At 66.2% G+C, this 18,067-nt stretch carries 18 protein-coding genes; 10 read left to right on the top strand and 8 right to left on the bottom strand.

The annotated features are described in order from the left end of the window. Positions 1-130: 130 nt before the first annotated feature. Both BCY78_RS02275 and BCY78_RS02270 read left to right on the top strand, forming a co-directional pair. Positions 131-1,543, top strand: coding sequence for an amidase (locus BCY78_RS02275; protein ID WP_068297203.1), 1,413 nt, complete (start codon positions 131-133; stop codon positions 1,541-1,543). A gap of 125 nt (positions 1,544-1,668) precedes the next feature. Further along, the gene (locus BCY78_RS02270) at positions 1,669-1,875 is read left to right on the top strand and encodes a Flp family type IVb pilin (RefSeq protein WP_068297200.1); all 207 of its coding nucleotides are present in this window, start codon (positions 1,669-1,671) and stop codon (positions 1,873-1,875) included. A gap of 76 nt (positions 1,876-1,951) precedes the next feature. On the opposite strand, the gene pyrC is transcribed toward BCY78_RS02270, so the two are convergent. Continuing rightward, complete coding sequence (gene pyrC, locus BCY78_RS02265) at positions 1,952-2,989, bottom strand: dihydroorotase (RefSeq protein WP_068297197.1); 1,038 nt, start codon at positions 2,987-2,989, stop codon at positions 1,952-1,954. A 54-nt stretch (positions 2,990-3,043) separates the two neighbouring features. Beyond that, positions 3,044-3,976 carry a hypothetical protein gene (locus BCY78_RS02260; RefSeq protein WP_068297195.1) on the bottom strand — a complete coding sequence of 311 codons (933 nt, stop codon included), beginning with the start codon at positions 3,974-3,976 and terminating at the stop codon, positions 3,044-3,046. 271 nt (positions 3,977-4,247) lie between these two features. On the opposite strand from BCY78_RS02260, the gene BCY78_RS02255 reads away from it, so the two are divergent. Both BCY78_RS02255 and BCY78_RS02250 read left to right on the top strand, forming a co-directional pair. Beyond that, positions 4,248-4,949, top strand: coding sequence for a class I SAM-dependent methyltransferase (locus BCY78_RS02255; protein ID WP_068297193.1), 702 nt, complete (start codon positions 4,248-4,250; stop codon positions 4,947-4,949). Positions 4,950-5,166: 217 nt separating this feature from the next. After that, positions 5,167-5,979 (top strand): tetratricopeptide repeat protein, encoded by an 813-nt coding sequence (locus BCY78_RS02250; RefSeq protein WP_068297191.1) that lies wholly within the window; start codon positions 5,167-5,169, stop codon positions 5,977-5,979. Between the two features lie 7 nt (positions 5,980-5,986). Here BCY78_RS02250 and hpt read toward each other — a convergent pair whose 3' ends face one another. Continuing rightward, positions 5,987-6,523, bottom strand: coding sequence for a hypoxanthine phosphoribosyltransferase (gene hpt / locus BCY78_RS02245; protein ID WP_068297188.1), 537 nt, complete (start codon positions 6,521-6,523; stop codon positions 5,987-5,989). Between the two features lie 89 nt (positions 6,524-6,612). On the opposite strand from hpt, the gene BCY78_RS02240 reads away from it, so the two are divergent. Next, positions 6,613-7,068, top strand: a complete 456-nt coding sequence (locus tag BCY78_RS02240) for a type II toxin-antitoxin system RatA family toxin (RefSeq protein WP_068297185.1) — start codon at positions 6,613-6,615, stop codon at positions 7,066-7,068. Between the two features lie 71 nt (positions 7,069-7,139). Here BCY78_RS02240 and BCY78_RS02235 read toward each other — a convergent pair whose 3' ends face one another. The 5 genes from BCY78_RS02235 to ispD all read right to left on the bottom strand — a co-directional run bounded on the left by BCY78_RS02235 (position 7,140) and on the right by ispD (position 10,598). Beyond that, entirely contained in the window at positions 7,140-8,318 is a 1,179-nt protein-coding gene (locus BCY78_RS02235; RefSeq protein WP_068297177.1) for an ammonium transporter, read from the bottom strand. Between the two features lie 160 nt (positions 8,319-8,478). Continuing rightward, positions 8,479-8,949, bottom strand: a complete 471-nt coding sequence (locus tag BCY78_RS02230; RefSeq protein ID WP_068297174.1) for a CinA family protein — start codon at positions 8,947-8,949, stop codon at positions 8,479-8,481. Continuing rightward, positions 8,949-9,443, bottom strand: a complete 495-nt coding sequence (locus BCY78_RS02225; protein ID WP_068297170.1) for a phosphatidylglycerophosphatase A — start codon at positions 9,441-9,443, stop codon at positions 8,949-8,951. Before BCY78_RS02225 ends, BCY78_RS02230 begins: the two co-directional genes overlap by 1 nt. Then, positions 9,440-9,919 (bottom strand): 2-C-methyl-D-erythritol 2,4-cyclodiphosphate synthase, encoded by a 480-nt coding sequence (ispF, locus tag BCY78_RS25820; protein ID WP_068297168.1) that lies wholly within the window; start codon positions 9,917-9,919, stop codon positions 9,440-9,442. Before ispF ends, BCY78_RS02225 begins: the two co-directional genes overlap by 4 nt. 1 nt (position 9,920) lies before the next feature. Next, complete coding sequence (gene ispD / locus BCY78_RS25815) at positions 9,921-10,598, bottom strand: 2-C-methyl-D-erythritol 4-phosphate cytidylyltransferase (protein WP_068297163.1); 678 nt, start codon at positions 10,596-10,598, stop codon at positions 9,921-9,923. A gap of 202 nt (positions 10,599-10,800) precedes the next feature. Between ispD and dusB the strand changes: the two genes are divergently transcribed. From dusB to BCY78_RS02190, 5 genes are all read left to right on the top strand, one after another. After that, on the top strand, positions 10,801-11,790 hold the full coding sequence (gene dusB / locus BCY78_RS02210; RefSeq protein WP_068297664.1) for a tRNA dihydrouridine synthase DusB: 990 nt from the start codon (positions 10,801-10,803) through the stop codon (positions 11,788-11,790). Next, entirely contained in the window at positions 11,787-12,890 is a 1,104-nt protein-coding gene (locus BCY78_RS02205; RefSeq protein ID WP_068297160.1) for a nitrogen regulation protein NR(II), read from the top strand. Before dusB ends, BCY78_RS02205 begins: the two co-directional genes overlap by 4 nt. Then, entirely contained in the window at positions 12,890-14,293 is a 1,404-nt protein-coding gene (locus BCY78_RS02200) for a response regulator (RefSeq protein WP_068297158.1), read from the top strand. Before BCY78_RS02205 ends, BCY78_RS02200 begins: the two co-directional genes overlap by 1 nt. 91 nt (positions 14,294-14,384) lie before the next feature. After that, a complete protein-coding gene (locus BCY78_RS02195; protein ID WP_068297155.1) occupies positions 14,385-16,673 on the top strand; it encodes a PAS domain-containing sensor histidine kinase in 2,289 nt (762 codons plus the stop codon). Beyond that, on the top strand, positions 16,670-18,058 hold the full coding sequence (locus BCY78_RS02190; RefSeq protein ID WP_068297153.1) for a sigma-54 dependent transcriptional regulator: 1,389 nt from the start codon (positions 16,670-16,672) through the stop codon (positions 18,056-18,058). The genes BCY78_RS02195 and BCY78_RS02190 overlap by 4 nt, the downstream gene beginning before the upstream one ends. The last annotated feature ends 9 nt before the right edge of the window (positions 18,059-18,067 follow it).

The following is an 18,067-nucleotide window of genomic DNA, read 5'->3' as shown; positions in this document are numbered from 1 at the left end:
GTTATACGCTTGTCGAAATTCGCCCCGAGATGCAAGGAAAGCGACATTCCCGATTTTTCATTGTGCGCCGAGGGCCTTGCAAAGCAAGCGTTAGAACCGGAAGCTCACGAAAACGGCAAAAGGTGACGCGATGGACGAGCTTCTGGATCAGGGCGCTCTGGCGCAATCGGCGGCTTTGGAGGCCCGGCAGGTCTCGGCCGAGGAGCTGATGGCGGCGACGCTCGACCGGATCGAGGCGCGCAATCCGCGCGTCAATGCGATCGTCAACCTGCGCGACCGCGAGGCGCTGCTGTCGGAGGCCCGCGCCGCCGATGCCGCGCCGCGCTCGGGCTGGATGCATGGCTTGCCGATGGCGGTGAAGGATCTGGCCAATGTCGCCGGGATCCGCACGACGATGGGCTCGCCGATCATGGCCACACAGATGGCGCGGCACGACGACCTGATGGTCGCCCGGATGCGTGCGGCGGGGGCCTTGTTCATCGGTAAGACCAACACGCCGGAATTTGGCCTCGGCAGTCACACCTTCAACCCGGTGCATGGCGCGACGGGCAATGCTTATGACCCGACGCGCAGCGCTGGCGGGTCCTCGGGCGGGGCGGCGGTGGCTTTGGCCTGCGGGATGGTTTCGCTGGCCGATGGGTCGGACATGATGGGCAGCCTGCGCAATCCGGCGGGCTGGAACAACGTCTACGGAATGCGCCCCAGCTGGGGCCGCGTGCCCGACGAGGCCGAGGGCGAGACCTTCCTCCATCCCCTGTCAACGAACGGCCCGATGGCGCGCAACCCGCGCGATCTGGCGGCGCTTCTGGACGTGCAATCGGGCCCCGTGCCGGAGCGGCCGTTCACCCTGCCGAAGGAGAGTTTCTTCGCCGGGATCGTCGCCGAGGTGAAGGGCCGCCGCGTCGCATGGCTGGGCGATTGGAGCGGGGCCTATCCGATGGAGGACGGGGTTCTGGCGACCTGCGAGGCGGCTTTGGGGCTGTTTGACACGCTGGGCGTGACGGTCGAGGCGGTTCAGGCGCCCTTCGACGCAGGCGCCCTGTGGCAAAGCTGGCTCGACCTGCGGGCCTTCGCGAATGCCGACCGTCTGGGCACGCTCTACGCCAATCCCGAGTGGCGGCGGCAGCTGAAGGGCACAGCGATCTGGGAGATCGAGACCGGGCAGAAGCTGACGCTGGAGGCCGTGAAAGCCGCGAGCCTTTCGCGGTCGAAATGGTACACCAAGGCGGCCGAGCTGTTCCGCACCTATGACGCGCTGATCCTGCCGACCGCGCAGGTCTGGCCTTTCCCCGTTGCGCAAGAATACCCGACCGAGATCGCCGGGCGGTCCCTCGACACCTATCACCGCTGGATGGAGGTGGTGATTCCCGCCTCGCTGATCGGGCTGCCGGCCATCGCCGTGCCCGCGGGTTTCGGCGCACAGGGCCTGCCGATGGGACTGCAGCTGATCGGCCGACACGGAGGCGACCTCGGCCTGCTGCAACTGGCCGAGGCCTGGCATCAGGCAGCGGACTGGGTCGGAAAGCGCCCCGAGGGTTGCTGAAACAACCGTTAACCTCCCTTTACCAGAAGGTTACAAATTCTTTGGTTGCGGGGGCTCGTCCACACTTCGGTCAGAATTTCACGGCAGGATGATGCCATCAAACCGTAGCCGCGCCGGAGGGCCTCATGACCTCGATCCTGTCCCGTTTCCTTGCCGATGAGCAGGGCGTCGTGACCGTGGATTGGGTCGTCCTGACCTCGGTCGCGGCGGTGTTCGGCGTGGTGGTGATGCTGACACTCGGCACCGGCACCACGGATGTCGGTGCGGCGATGGAAACCTCCTTGGTCAATATCGACGTGGTGACCCTCGGGACTTTGGGTCACTCGCGGTAACGACGCATTCGGGCACAAAAATCCGGGGCGCGCGGCAAGGCGGCCCCGGTTTTCGTTTGTCTGACGTTTGTGGGTGTCAGGCGACGACGCGCCAATGCACGTCGAAGCCGGGCTCGAACACCGTAACCGGGCCCGCGCCGGTCTCGATCTTGGCGGGGAAGCGGACGGGTTCGGCCTGTTTTTCCAGCGTGATCGTGCCGGTGTTGCGCGGCAGGCCGTAGTAATCGGCGCCGAAATGGCTGGTGAAGCCTTCCAGCTTGTCCAGCGCGCCCTCGCGCTCGAACACCTGCGCGAGGATCGGCATGGTGTTCGTGGCGGTGAAGCAACCGGCGGCGCAGCAGGCGCATTCCTTCTTGTCGTCGCTATGCGGCGCGGAATCGGTGCCGAGGAAGAAGCGCGCATCGCCCGAGATCGCGGCCTCGACCAACGCCTGACGATGCACCTCGCGCTTGGCGACGGGCAAGCAGAAGTAATGCGGCCGCATCCCGCCCACCAGCAGCGAGTTGCGGTTGATGATCAGGTGATGCGTGGTGATCGTCGCGCCGAGGCCCGCCGGGTTGGCGCGCACATACTCGACGGCGTCCTTGGTGGTGACATGCTCCATGATCACCTTGAGGCCGGGATGCGCGCGGCGGATCGGGTCGAGCACCTTGTCGATGAACACGGCCTCGCGGTCGAAGATGTCGATCTCGGCATCCGTGACCTCGCCATGCACACAGAGCGGCACGCCGGCTTCGGCCATGGCCTCGAACACCGGGCGCATCTTGTCGAAATCACGCACGCCCGAGGCCGAGTTGGTCGTGGCCCCGGCGGGGTACAGTTTCACGGCGGTGATGATGCCCGATTTGTGCGCGGCGACCAGATCGGCGGGATCGGTCTCCTCGGTCAGGTAGAGGGTCATCAGCGGGGTGAAATCCACGCCCGGCAGCGCCGCAGCGATCCGCTCACGGTAGGCCGAGGCCTGCGCGCCCGTGACGACCGGCGGCACGAGGTTCGGCATGATGATCGCGCGGGCGAAATCGCGGGCCGTCTCGGGGGCGATCCCGGTCAGCATGGCGCCGTCGCGCAGGTGGAGGTGGAAATCGTCGGGGCGGGTGAGGGTGAGGCGGGTCATGACCCTGCCATAGCGCGCGCGATGCCGCCTGTGAAGTGGGTCAGGCGAAGTGGGTCAGCGCAGGGGTTGCCCGGCCTCGACCCGTTCCAGCGCCTTGCGCAGCTGGGGATGTTCGACCAGCCCGTTGGCGACGCGCAGGGCGCGCAGCAGCAGGGCCGGGCGCTTCATCGCCTGAATACGTCCGATCAACCGGCCGAGGTAATGCGGATTCTGTCGCCGCGCGCGCCACAGGCGGTAGAAGACCGTCGGCTCCAGCGTGCCGGTGCAAGCGGCATCGACGAGGGGGCGCAGGATGTTGACCCGGGCCAGCTCGGCCTGCGGATCGCGGCCGATATGACGCGCGCGCAGCCGGTGGATATGCGGGCCGCGGAACATCGCGGCATGAACGGCGTCCACCTGCTGGATCGGGTCGTAGATCAGGAACACGCGGTCGCAGGCCTCGACCATGTCGGGGGCAAAGCCGAAGCGGCGGGTGAAGTCCAGCTGCCGGGCCGAGAGGAAGCGGCGGTCCCATTCCGCCATCTCGGTGTCCAGCGTCGCCTGAGGGGCCAGTGCCAGCACGGTCGATCCCGGCGCCGCGACCGAGAAGGCCGCCGCCCCATAGCCGCCCATGCCCGCACCGTAGAATACGACGTGGTCGAAATCCTCGAAGAAGGCGTCGTCGATCAGCCGGTCGAAATAGCCATAAACCGCAGGATCGCGATACCAGCTGTCCTCATGCGCGACGATGGTCAGCGAGGACCAGCCCCGCGGCGCAGCGATCTGATAGCCCAGCGGCATCTGCCCGCCGCCGGCCGCGCGTACGCCTGCGAGGGTCTCGAAGCTGACCAGCAGCACGGTCCCGAGGTCCGAGAAGAAGGCGGAATGTGTCTCGCCCAGCCGTTCGAAATAGCCCGCTTCCTCGCCGATCTCGTCCATGATCGACAGCCAGTCCTGATCGGACTGCGCCTCACCGGCATCGAAGATCTCGATGGAATCGTCGTTCATGCGCTCATGACTCACATAGGCGGGCCAAACCATGGCCGGGGATCGGAAAACGGGTCGCTTTAACCAAAGCTACACCATGCTTTGCGGTCGGAAAAAGAGCCCAAGACAGGGCAACGGCGTGAAATTGCCGGGAAATGCGGAAACAACGATTCCACCTTGTTTCCAAATCGGAAACCAGGCGCCGGCCGGGGTTTCGGGTGTCGAGTGCCTTGCCCTGCGGCGCCGGCCAGCCTAGCCTCGCCGAAATTGTAGGTTTCAGGGATTCTGGCGCATGGATTTCAACGACATTCCCGGCTGGTTCATGCCGATCGATCAGGCCGCTTTCGCCTGGGTTCTGGATTACCAGAACCGCAGCCAGACCGAGGGCGGGGTGGTCGAGCTGGGGGTGTTCAAGGGCAAGAGCGCGGTCCTGATCGGCAAGCATGTTCGCGCCGGCGAGGTCTTCACCGTCTGCGATCTGTTCGACGATATCGAGACGGATGCCGCGGCCGATCCCAAGGAACAGCGCTTCTTCCGCACCCAATCGCTGACGCAGGCCGAGTTCGAGCGCAATTACCTTGCCTTCCACCGCGAACTGCCGCGCGTGGTCAAGGGGCCGACCGGCACGATCACCCGCCATGTCGCGCCGGGATCTGCCCGTTTCGTGCATATCGACGCCGGGCACACCTATGCGCTGGTGCGTGAGGACACGGCCTCGGCCAAGGTGATGCTGCGCGAGAACGGGGTCGTGGTCTTCGACGATTACCGCAAGGCCGGGGCGCTGGGATGCGGCGCGGCGGTGTGGGAGGCGATCCTGAACGAGGGGCTCAAACCCATCGCCAACACCGATTTCAAGCTCTACGCCACCTGGGGTGATCCGGCGCCTTATCAGGCCGAGATCGCCGCCAAGGCCGCGGAGTCCGGCTGGTGCGTCACCGAAAGCGCAGTCATGGTGCGTGACATGCCGGTGATCTACCTGCACCGGAAGGGCTGAGGCTGCAATCACGACAGGGTGTGGGCTCCGGTTTTAGCCCATATGGGTGAGGCACCGGCGCGGCACGCCAGCAAGATAGGGGGATATTTCTGCCCTATTTTGCCGGAGTTCCAGATGTTCATTGCCAAATCCCTTCCCGTTCTTGCCCTTCTTTTGTCGTTGGGGGGGCCTGACTCCGGCGTCCGCACAGCTGGTCGCCGACCCCGCGCCTGAGAACATGGCCGACCCCGTGGCTGCGGCCCGGCAAATGTTCGTCAACGGTGACCATGCTCAGGCGCTCACAATCCTGCGTCCTTTGGCCGAGGCGGGCGATGCGTCGGCGCAGAACATTGTCGGTGCCGCCTATGAAAACGGCTACGGCGTCAACATGGACTTCCATCAGGCGCAGCTTTGGTTTGAGCGCGCAGCGCAACACGGCAATCGCCTGGCGATGATGAACCTCGGCCGGATCTACCGCGATGGCGGGCCGGGTTTCCCGGTCGATGGCGCCCGAGCGCGGGTCTGGCTGCGACGCTCGGCCGACGCGGGCTACGGGCCGGCGATGGGCGCCTTGGGGCGGATGTTCGAATATGGTGTGGGTGGGCCTGTTGATCTTGAGCAGGCGCGGACCTTTTATGAGAACGGCCGGAGTGCCGGGGACGAATGGTCCTCGGAATATCTTGCGCATCTTTACCGGTTGGGAAGCGGCGTGCCCGAGGATCTGGCCCGCGCCCGCGCCCTCTTTGCCGAGGCTGCAGCGGCGGGTCTATCGCAATCCATGGGCAATCTGGGCCGGATGATGGAGCAGGGTTCCGGCGGGGCGCAGGATATCGATGGGGCCGAGGCGCTCTATCGCCGGGCGCATGGTGAGGGACATTTGATGTCGACCTATAACCTCGCCTGGCTGTTGTACGAGAACCGGCACACGGCTGAGGCCGCAGCCGAGGTTCGCGCGCTGTGCGCCGATCTTCTTCCGCGTGCCGAGCCTGAGCGTCACTCGGACTGGTTTGCCGAATGCGCCCAGATGCAGAAAACGATGCTTGGCTACTGAGCCCGGCTCAGGTGAAGCGCACCTTGCCGATATAGGGCAGGTTGCGGTTGCGCTGTGCGTAGTCGATGCCATAGCCCACGACGAATTCATCGGGGATCTCGAACCCGGTCCAGGTGGCCTTGATGTCCACCTCGCGGCGCGACGGCTTGTCGAGCAGCGCGCAGATCTCCAACCGGCGGGGCTCACGGGCCATCAGCAGGTGCTTGACGTGGTGCAGCGTGAAGCCGGTGTCGACGATATCCTCGACGACCAGCACATCGCGGCCGGCGATCTCGCCGCGCAGGTCCTTGAGGATCCGCACCTCGCGCGAGCTTTGCATGGAATCGCCGTAGGACGAGGCCTCGAGGAAATCGACCTCAACCGGCAGGTCGATCTCCCGCACGAGGTCGGCGATGAACACGAAGGAGCCGCGCAGCAGGCCCACGACGACCAGCTTGTCGGTGTCGCGGTAGGCGGCAGTGATTTCCTCGGCCAAGGCCTCGACCCGCGCGGCGATCTTCTTGGCCGAGATCATCTGATCGATCACATAGGGAGGCTGGGTCATCGGGTCGCGTCCTGTCAGGCTGGCGGAAAGAGGGGTTGAAAACCGGGGCCCACAATAGGAAAACACGCCCGCACACGCCAGAGGTGGGAATGCCCAAGCACAGCGAAAACCGTCTGCTGCCCTATAGCGCGGATCAGATCTACGACCTCGTGGCCGATGTGGCCCGCTATCCCGAGTTCCTGCCCTGGACTGCCGCCGCGCGCATCCGCTCTCGCACCCCGGTGCCAGAGCGCGGTGAGGGGGCCGAGAAGATGGAGGCCGATCTGGTCATCAGCTTCAAGGTCTTCCGCGAGAAGTTCGGCTCGCGCGTGGTGCTGCTGCCGGCCGAGCGCCGGATCGAGACCGATTACCTCGACGGGCCGTTCAAGTACCTGCATTCGTGGTGGCAGATGGAGCCCGAAGGCGACGGGTGCCGGGTCCGCTTCGAAGTGGATTTCGAGTTCCGCAATGCGGTCTTGCAGAACGTGATCGGGCTGGTGTTCGATCAGGCCATGCGCCGGATCGTCGGCGCATTCGAGGGCCGAGCGAAACAGCTCTACGGCTGATCCTGCGGCTGCGGATACGAAAAAGGGCGCGCCAGACCGGCGCGCCCTTCGTGTTTTCCCAACCCTGAATGTTACGAATTGAGCTCGTACGCACGCTCGCCATGGGCCGACAGGTCGAGGCCGTTGGTCTCGGTCTCCTTGTCGACGCGCAGCGGCGTGATCAGGCCTACCAGCTTCACCAACACGAAGCTGACGACGACGGTGAACACGCCCACGATGGCCAGAGCGCCAAGCTGGGCGACCCAGCTGCCGGCGCCGAGGACGGCGATCATGATGGTGCCGAAGATCCCCCCAACGCCGTGCACGGCGAAGACATCGAGCGTGTCGTCGATCTGGATCTTGTGACGGATCAGGCTGACAGCTTCCTGACACAGGATGCCTGCGATGCCGCCGATGATCAGCGCCGCCACCGGGCCGACATAGCCCGAGGCCGGTGTGATCGAGGCCAAGCCCGCGATCGTGCCGGTGACCAGACCCACCATCGAGGCGCGGCCGAACTTGATCCGCTCCCACAGGGCCCAGGTGAGCGAGGCCGCGGCGGCCGACAGATGCGTGACGGTGATCGCCATCGCTGCCTGACCATTCGCGCCCAGCGCCGAGCCGCCGTTGAAGCCGAACCAGCCGACCCAGAGCATCGCTGCGCCCATCATCACCAGACCGGGCTGGTGCGGCGGGGTGGTGCGGTTCAGCCGCGGGCCCAGCACCCAGGCGATGACCAGCGCCGCAAGGCCTGCGGTCTCGTGCACGACGATGCCGCCGGCGAAGTCGCGGGTGCCGATCTCGCCGAAGATCCCGCCATCGGCCATGAAGCCGCCGCCCCAGATCCAATGGGTGACCGGCGCATAGACCAGCACCATCCACAGGGCCGAGAAGATCAGCACGAAGGCATAGCCGATCCGCTCGACGAAGGAGCCGACGATCAGGGCAGGGGTGATGATGGCGAAGGTCATCTGGAAGGCGAAGAACAGCACTTCCGGCACGGTGCCCGAAACGCTGTTCACATCGACGCCCATCAGGAAGGCCTTGCCCAGCCCGCCCCAGAAGGCGTTGCCTTCACCAAAGGCGATGGAATAGCCCACGGCGAGCCAGAGCACCGACATCAGGCAGGCTATCGAGAAGACATGCATGAAGACGCTGAGCACGTTCCGGGCGCGCACGAGGCCGCCATAGAACAACGCCAGCGCGGGCAAGGTCATGAACAGCACGAGGGCCGTTGCGGTGAAAAGAAAGGCGGTATCGGCTGCGTTCATGTCCCCCTCCGAGTCATTTTGCGCCTGTCAAAACGGCAAAATGCTGAGGCGAGAAGCGGCGCATTGCCAAATCAGCGCAAAAAACTTGAGCAGATAGCGAAAAGCGCGCCCAAACGGCGCGTATTGCGCCGCAAGGGTCAAAAATTCATCACAATGTGAATCAGGTGCAGGCGCCCAGGAGCAGGCGCAGCGCGTGCTCGACCGAGGCGCGGCGCACGTTGCTGCGGCCGATGGCCCCGAACTCGATGGTTTCGGTGCGGCAGCCCTCGGCGCTGGCGAGGCCGAAGGAGACGCGGCCCTCGGGCTTGTGCTCGGACCCGCCGGGGCCCGCGATGCCGGTGATCGACACGGCCAGCCCGGCGGCGCTGTGGGTCAGCGCGCCCTCGGCCATTTCGCGCGCGACCTCTTCGCTGACGGCGCCATGGGCGGCCAGCGTCTCGGCGCGGACGCCCAGCATCTGCTGTTTGGCGGCGTTGGAATAGGTGGTGAAGCCGCGCTCGACGACATCGGAGGAGCCCGGGATCTCGGTCAAAGCGCCCGAGACGAGGCCCCCGGTGCAGCTTTCCGCCGTGGCGATCATCAGGCCCTTGGCGCGGGCTGCGGCCAGAACCTCGGTTGCCAGCGCCTCCATCACATCAGGAACCCATGCGCGACGCCCGCGGCGATCACCACCGCGACCCCGGCGGTCAGGCCAGCGGCGAGGTCATCGAGCATCACGCCCAGCCAATCCTCGCGCTTGTCCAGCTTGCCGATGTACCACGGCTTCCAGATGTCGAAGAGGCGGAAGAAGACGAATGCCGCGACCCAGCCGGGGTAGGGCATCCAATCGTCCCAGCCGCGCCACCAGAAGGCGATGGCGGGGAAGGCGAGCGCGATCCATTGCCCGGCGATCTCGTCGATGACGATCTCGGACGGGTCGAGGCCCGGACGGTCCCGCAACTCCGCATAGCAAGCCCAGATCCCGGCGATCGAGGCCGCGGCCGCGAAGAAACCCAGCGTCAGCCCGCCGAGGTAGCGGTCGATCACCAGACCCACGGCGACGGCGGCGGCCGAGGCCCAGGTGCCGGGGGCGGGTTTCAGCAGGCCGAGGCCGAAGCCGATGCTGGTCAGACGGGCGAGGCTCATGCTTTCACCAAGGCTGCGGTGGCGATGGCGGCGATGCCTTCCTCGCGGCCGGTGAAGCCCAGCCGTTCCGAGGTCGTGGCCTTCACCGAGATGCGGCCCCGATCGAGGTTCATGATCGACGCCAGTTCCGCGCGCATCGCATCGGCATGCGGGCCGACCTTTGGCCGTTCGCAGACCAGCGTGACGTCGCAATTGGAGATCTCGAAGCCCTTGGACCGCGCGAGTTCGACGGCATGGCGCAGGAAGATATGGCTGGCGGCGCCTTTCCACTGCGGGTCGGAGGGCGGGAAGTGCCGGCCGATATCGCCTTCGGCCAGCGCGCCATAGATCGCGTCGGTCAGGGCGTGCATGCCGACATCGGCATCGGAATGGCCCAGCAGCGCCTTGGTGTGCGGGACCTTCACGCCGCAGAGCCAGACGTGATCGCCCTCGGTAAAGGCGTGGACGTCATAGCCATTGCCCAGTCGTATATCCATGTCAGCGGCCTTCTTGTGTCTGACCTTCGGCGAGCCAGCGCTCGGCCCGGTCGAAATCGGCGGGGTAGGTGAGTTTCAGATTGTTTTCCGAGCCTTGGGTGATCTGCACGGCGATCCCGGCGGCTAGCGCCACGGCGACATCATCGGCGGCCTCGCCGGGATGGGCGCGGTGCGCGGCGAGGATCGGCGCAAAGGCGAAGCCCTGCGGGGTCTGGGCGCGGAACAGCCCGTCGCGCGGCTGCAGGCCCGCGACCTTGCCCTCCTCGCCCCGCCAAAGCGCATCGGTGACGGGCAGGGCCGGCGCGGCGGCATCGTGTTGGCTCAGCGCCTCGATCACGCCGTGGATCAGCGTGGGGTCGACCAGCGGGCGGGCGCCGTCGTGGATCAGCACCTTGGCGGGCGGTTGGCCCTCGAGCGATTCCAGCGCTGCCCGGACGGTGGCCGAGCGTGTGGCGCCGCCGTCGACCAGCGTGACGCCCAAGGATTCGGCGAGAGGGCGGTCCTCAGGGTGAATGGCGACGAGGATGCGCGACAGGCCTGCCCGGCGGAAGGCCTCTATGGTATGCGCCAGCACCGGTCGACCTGCGAGCGGGCGCCATTGCTTGGGCAAACCGCCGCCCATCCGGCTGCCACGGCCAGCGGCGACGAGGATCACGGCAATGTCGTCAAACGCGTTCATAGGCCGGGCTTAGGCGAAGGGCGTCTGCGCCGCAAGCCTGCTCGCCTCCGGGGTGATGCCTTCCGATTGAGCGGCTGCGGTTGATACTTGCATAAAAAGTCATCACATGATGAAAGCGCAAGCAGAATCCCCCCCGTTCGCCTTTTCGTCCGTCGAGTCTGCGCGCTAGATGGGCACCAACAATGCCGCCAAGCAGGGCCTGATGACTTTTGCCGCGTTTCCCGTCTCCCTGATTCCGCCGGTTGTGCTGGCGCCGATGTCCGGGATCACCGATCTGCCCTTCCGGCGGGTGGTTGCCCGCTTCGGTGCCGGGCTGGTGGTCAGCGAGATGATCGCCTCAGGCGAGATGGTCACGGCACGCCCCTCGCGTCGTGCGGCCTCACGCGCGCGGGCGGAGGTGGATGACAGCGTGCCGACCGCCGTGCAGCTGGCGGGCCGCGATGCCGGCGCCATGGCCGAGGCCGCGAAGATCGCCGAAGGGCAGGGCGCGCCGCTGATCGACATCAACATGGGTTGCCCGGCGAAAAAGGTCGTCGGCGGGGCCGCGGGCTCGGCCCTGATGCGTGAGCCCGATCTGGCGTTGAAATTGATCGAGGCGGTCGTGGGCGCGGTCTCCGTGCCCGTGACCTTGAAGACCCGGCTGGGCTGGGACGGCGATTGCCTGAACGCGGCGAAGATCGCGAAGCAGGCAGAGGGCGCCGGTGTGCGGATGATCACCATTCATGGCAGAACCCGCGCGCAATTCTACACCGGCTCCGCCGACTGGAACGCCATCGCCGAGGTGGTGGAGGCCGTCGAAGTGCCGGTGCTGGCAAATGGCGACATCCTCGGTGCCGACGACGCACGCGCGGCGCTGAAGGCCTCGGGCGCGGCTGGCGTCATGGTTGGGCGCGGCGCGCAGGGACGGCCGTGGTTGCTGGCCCAGATCGGCGCGGCGCTGCATGGCATGCCCAACCCGGAGGTGCCCGAGGGCAAGGATCTGGCCGATCTGGTGGCCACGCATTACGAGGACATGCTGTCCTTCTACGGCAGCGAACTGGGCGTGCGCATCGCCCGCAAGCACCTTGGCTGGTACATCGACGCCGCCAATGGCCCGGCCGATCTGCGCGCCCGGCTGATGCGCGAAAGCGACCCGGCCGCGGTGATCGCAACGTTGCCGGACGCCCTGACCCCGCAGGAGCTGGCCGCATGACGCCCCGCCCCGCGCCCACGCCCGTCCCCGGCGCCATCTTTGCCGCCCTGCCGATGCCGGCCTTCCTGACCGCGGCTGAGAACGGCCAGGAACGCATCCTCGATTGCAACTCGGCGGCCGAGCAATTCTGCTCTGCCTCTTCGCCCATGCTTCGGGGCGAGCCCGCTTTCGACCGCCTGCTGATCGACGCCCCCATGGACGAGGCGGTGGAACGCGCCCGCCGGAACCGCGCGCCGATCTTCATCAACGATTGCGAAGTGACCACCGGAGAGCGTCCGCCGGTCCTGTGCACCCTGCAGATCGCGCCGATGAACGATACGGCGGACAGCCTGCTCCTTCTCATCACCCCGCGCGACATCGCCGGGCGGCTGGGGCGGACCCGCGTCGTCAAGGCGGCGGCCAAATCGGCGATCGGCATGGCCGAGATGCTGGCGCACGAGATCAAGAACCCGCTGGCGGGCATTGCTGGCTCGGCGCAGCTGTTGTCGATGGGCCTTGGGCCCGAGGACCGCGAACTCACCGATCTGATCGTGGCCGAGACCCGGCGGATCGTGAAGCTGCTTGAACAGGTCGAGCAATTCGGGGACCAGCGCCCGCCAGACCGCCGTCCGGTCAATATCCATGACGTTCTGGAGCGCGCGCGACGCTCGGCGGCGGTCAGCTTCGGCGCGCATATGAAGATCGGCGACGATTACGACCCGTCGCTGCCCGATGTCTGGGCCGATCCCGATCAGCTGCAGCAGGTATTCCTCAACCTGATCAAGAACGCCTCGGAAGCGCAGCGCGAAAGCGGTGCGATCCGGATCCATACCTATTTCGAGCGTGGCCTGCAGGTCGCCGGTCTTGATGGCCGCCGCGTGGCCCTGCCGCTGCATGTCGAGATCATCGATGACGGCCCCGGCCTGCCGCCCGCCATCGCCGAGAACATCTTCGAACCCTTCGTCTCGGGGCGCGAGAACGGCACCGGCCTCGGGCTGGCGCTGGTCTCGAAGATCATTGCCGCCCACGAGGGGTGGATCGAAGTCAAATCACGCCCCGGGCAGACCATTTTCCGCGTGTCCCTGCCCATGGTGCCCGCTGCCAACAAGGAGTCCAACTGATGGATGGAACCGTCCTCGTCGCCGATGACGACCGCACGATCCGCACCGTGCTGACCCAGGCGCTGACGCGCGCGGGCTGCCGGGTGCATGCGACCTCCAGCCTGACCACGCTCCTGCGCTGGGTCGAGGAAGGGAAGGGTGACCTCGTCGTCACCGACGTGATGATGCCCGACGGGAACGGCATCGAGATGCTGCCCAGGATCAAGACTCTGCGGCCCGGCCTGCCGGTGATCGTGATTTCGGCGCAGAACACGATCATGACCGCCATTCAGGCGACCGAGGCCGAGGCCTGGGATTACTTGCCCAAGCCCTTCGACCTGCCGGACCTGCTGTCGCGCGCCGGCAAGGCGATGGAAAGCTCGCGCCGTGGGGCCGTGCGCACCGCCGCGCCGGCGCCCACACCGTCGCCGATCCCGACGCCCGAGCCCGCCGCCGCCGCCGATCTGCCGCTGGTGGGTCGCACGCCCTCGATGCAGGCGCTGTACCGTCTGGTCGCCCGCGTGATGAATGCCGAGCTTCCGGCGCTGATCACCGGTGAAAGCGGCACGGGCAAGTCGTTGATCGCCCGCGCTTTGCATGATTTCTCGGACCGTCGCGCGCAAAGCTTCGTCCTTGCTTCGGCGCAGGATTTTGCCGGTGACCAGAACAGCGCCGGTGCGGCCTTGATGGCCCGGGCCCGCGCGGGCTCGCTGGTGATCGACGGCCTCGGCGATCTGGACGCCGCCGCGCAGGCGCGTCTCGTGCGGCTGTTGGACACGCTGCCCGAGGACGGCCCGCGCATCATCGCCATCGCAGACGGCAGCCTGAACGGCGCGCTGGAGGCCGGGAATTTCCGTCACGACCTCTATTACCGTCTGTCCGGCGTGACTCTGCATGTCCCGCCGCTGCGCGAGCGGATCGAGGATATTCCGCTGCTGGCCGAGCATTTCCTCGCGCGCGCCGCGCGTGAGGGCGGCAACCCGCGCCGCCTGTCCAATGCCGCGCTGGAGCTGGTGCGCCAATACCGCTGGCCGGGCAACGTGCGGCAGTTGGAGAATGTGATCCGCCGGCTGGTGATCACCGGGCAGGAGCCCGAGATCTCGCGGCAGGAAATCGAATCCGCGCTGAACGCCCATCCCGCCGCCTCGCCCGCCGGGGAAGCGACCGAGGCTGGAACCCTGGGAGAATCCGTCGCCCGCCATGTCCGCCGCTACTTTGAGCTGCATGGCGCCGATCTGCCGCCCGCCGGTGTCTACCAGCGGATTCTGCGTGAGGTTGAGGCCCCCCTCATCGATATCGCGCTGGAGTATACGGGCGGGAACCAGGCGCGCTGTGCGGACCTTCTGGGCATTAACCGCAATACTTTGCGCAAGAAGACCAACGAGCTCGATATTCGCGTGACACGGCGCCGCAAATTGATGTAGTCAGGCAACAGGGCGTGGCGCAATTGCCGCACCCTGCGCAAGAAATCGCGCCATGGACTGTGTCTGCGCCCGTGTTGCCTGATTGCCTCAAATGACGTCTTCCCCGATTCCCGCACCGGGCTTGCCCGAGCTTGGCCCCCCGCGCCGCAGCCGTTTGCAGCGCCGCCTTCAGGCCATTGGGACGCTGGTGCTGGTGGTCCTGGCGCCGATCCTCGTCTTGGTGACGATGGTCGCGTTGGGGCCGACGCGCAGCCCGGTCCTGCCCTCGGTGCGGACGGTGCTGCTGGTCGACCTGATCTATTTCCTCATCGTCGCGACACTGGTGCTGGGGCGGATCTTCCGACTGATCCTCGCGCGGCGATCGCGCTCGGCCGGCTCGGCGCTGCATCTGCGGCTGTCTTCGCTGTTCGGGATCATCGCGCTGTCGCCGGCGATCACCGTCGCGGTCTTCGCCGTGGTGACGATCAACCTGGGTCTGGAGAGCTGGTTCTCGGACCGGGTGCGCAATGTGGTCGGCAATTCGCTGGCCGCTGCGCAGGCCTATCAGGATGAGCAGGAACGCAACCTGATCGAGGACGCACAGGCCGTCGCCAACCTGCTGGTACAAGCCCGTCGGCAGCAGCCCTTGCTCAGCGAAGGGGACACGCGGCAGCTTCTCAGCCAGGCGCAGGCGGCGATCCAGCGCGGATTGCGCGTGGCCCTGATCATCGATTTCAACGGTGAGCTTTTGCTGCGCGGGGAGCGGTCGTATCTGTTCGACTTCATCCGCCCAGAGGTCGAGGACCTGAACCGCGCTGCGGACGGGGAACTGACGCTCATAAAGGATTGGCCGAACAGCGAATTCCGCGCCTTGGTGCCGCTGCCGGGCTACCCGAACCGGCTGCTCTACGTCGGTCGTGCGGTGGATGGCGAGATCCTGTCGCTGCTCGATGAGACGCAGCAGACGATCCAATTGTACAACCAGCTGGAGGCCGAACGCGGCACGCTGTTGTTCAATTTTGCCCTTCTTTACATCGGCTTCGCGCTCATCCTTATCCTTGCGGCGATCTGGCTGGGCATGTGGTTCGCCGAACGTCTCTCGCGCCCCGTCGGCCGGCTGGCCGCCGCCGCCGAGATCGTCGGCCAAGGCGATCTGGACGTGCAGGTGCCCGAAGAGCGCGGCGAGGACGAGATCGCCCTGATGGGCCGTGTTTTCAACCAGATGACGCGCCAACTTAAGGGCCAGCGTGAAGCCCTTCTGGCCAATACCCGCCAGATCGAGGAACGCGGACGCCTGTTCGACTCAGTGCTGGGTTCGGTCACGGCCGGGGTGATCGGCCTCGATGCCGAGGGTCGGATCGATTTCGTCAACCGCGCTGCCGAGACGCTGACCAAGATCACCGCCGAGGCCGCCGTGCATCAGCCGATCGCCGAGGCGGTGCCGGAATTCGGGGCGCTGTTGGGCCGGCTTCAGGGCGGCGAGGGCCGTCTGGTGGGCGGCCGGGTGCAGGACGAGGTCCGCATCAGTCGCAACGGACGGCTGGAAAGCCTGTTGGTGCGGCTGGCCGAGCGTCGCAATGCCGCCGGAGAGCTGGAGGGCTATGTGGTCGCCTTTGACGATGTGACCGAGCTGGTCTCGGCGCAGCGCATGGCGGCCTGGGGCGATGTCGCGCGGCGGATCGCGCATGAGATCAAGAACCCGCTGACGCCTATCCAGCTGTCGGCGGAACGGATCAAGCGCAAGTTCTCGAAGGTGATGGGCGAGGAGGACGCGGCCTCGCTGGCGCAGCTGACGGATGTCATTGTGCGCCAAACCAATGACTTGCGCCGCATCGTTGACGAGTTCTCCCGCTTTGCCCGCATGCCCGAGCCGGATCGGCGGCCGACGGATCTGGTGACGCTGCTGCGCGACGCGACGACCCTGCAGGAAAGCGGCCAGCCGAATGTCACCTTCGATGTGACGCTGCCGGCCGAGCCCTTGGTGATCGAGATCGACCCGACGATGATCTCGCAGGCGCTGACCAACCTGCTGAAGAACGCGGGCGAGGCCACGGAAGGCCTGATCGAAGCCCGGCGCGCGCCTGAAGGTTACACGCCTGCGATCAAGGTCGCGATGGACGTGGCCGAAGATCGCGCCACCATCACCATTTCCGACAACGGAATTGGCCTGCCCGAAGACCGGGCGCGGCTGTTTGAACCTTACGTGACGACACGCGAGCGGGGGACGGGTTTGGGCCTTCCGATCGTGAAGAAGATCATCGAGGAACACGGCGGCACTCTGGAACTGCGCGACGCGCCCGTCATGGCGGGCTGTGCGCATACCGGGGCGCTGGCGGAAATTAGGCTGCCGATCCTGCGCAATTCGCGCGGCAGCCGCAATGAATTGGGAGCCGAGGCATGAGCGACATCCTGATCGTCGACGACGAACGAGACATCCGCGAGTTGGTGGCGGAAATCCTGCGCGAGGAGGGCTATTCCACCCGCGTCGCCGCCAATTCCGACGAGGCGATGGCCGCCGTGGCGAATGATCCGCCAATGCTGCTGATCCTCGACCTCTGGCTGCGGGATTCGAAGCTGGATGGCATCGGGATTCTGATGTCGGTGAAACGCGACTACCCGCATATCCCGGTGGTCATCATCTCGGGCCATGGCAACATCGAGATCGCCGTCGAGGCGATCAAGAAGGGCGCCTATGACTTCATCGAGAAGCCGTTCAACACCGACCAGCTGCTGGTTGTGATCGGTCGGGCCATGGAGACCTCCCGCCTGCGGCGCGAGAATACCAAGCTGAAGAAGCGCGATTCCGGCCCGACCGAGATGATCGGCCAAAGTCAGGCGCTGAAGTTCCTGAAGAGCCAGCTGGGCAAGGTCACGCGATCGAACGGGCGGGTGATGCTGACGGGGCCGTCTGGCTCGGGCAAGGAAGTCGCCGCGCGCTATATCCATGCCAATTCCAACCGGGCCGACGCGCCGTTCGTGACCGTGGCCTGTGCCTCGATCGAACCGGACAAGATGGAGGCGGTCCTCTTCGGGCAGGAGAGCGGCGCGCGGGGCATCATTCCGGGTCTGCTGGAACAGGCGAATGGCGGCATCCTGTACCTCGACGAGGTGGCGGACATGCCCGTGGTTACCCAGTCGAAAATCCTGCGCGTGCTGGTCGAACAGACCTTTACCCGCGTCGATGGGGCGGATCGGGTGAAGGTCGACTTGCGCGTGATCTCGTCCACGACCCGCGACCTGCGCGCCGAGATCGCCGCCGGCACCTTCCGGCAGGAACTGTACGACCGGCTCAACGTGGTGCCGATCAGCGTCCCGGCTCTGTCCGAGCGGCGCGAGGATATTCCCGAACTCTCGCGGCATTTCATCGAGTTGCTGCACCAGACGCAGGGCCTGCCCAAGCGCGACCTGTCCGAAGAGGCCGAGACGCAGCTTCAGTCGATGAACTGGCCCGGCAACATCCGCCAGCTGCGCAACGTGATCGAACGCGCGCTGATTTTGGGCGAGGAAGGGGCGATCGAGGCCCGCGACCTGATGTCCGAAAGCGCCGGGGCCGAGGACGAGGGCCGCGTGGTGCTGGCCGGTGGCCTTGCAACGCTGCCGCTGCGCGAGGCGCGCGAGCTGTTCGAGCGCGAATACCTGCTCACGCAGATCAACCGTTTCGGCGGTAACATCTCGCGCACGGCGGCCTTTGTCGGTATGGAGCGCTCGGCATTGCATCGGAAGCTGAAGTCGCTGGGCGTGAATACGGCGGCGCTTTCGGGTGGTCGCAATGGGCGTGACGAGTGACAATCGGGT

This window comes from Pararhodobacter sp. CCB-MM2 (assembly GCF_001691415.1).
Classification (GTDB): domain Bacteria; phylum Pseudomonadota; class Alphaproteobacteria; order Rhodobacterales; family Rhodobacteraceae; genus Pararhodobacter.
The sequence above is the reverse complement of the archived record's forward strand: the minus strand, read 5'-3'. Positions and strand labels throughout refer to the sequence as shown.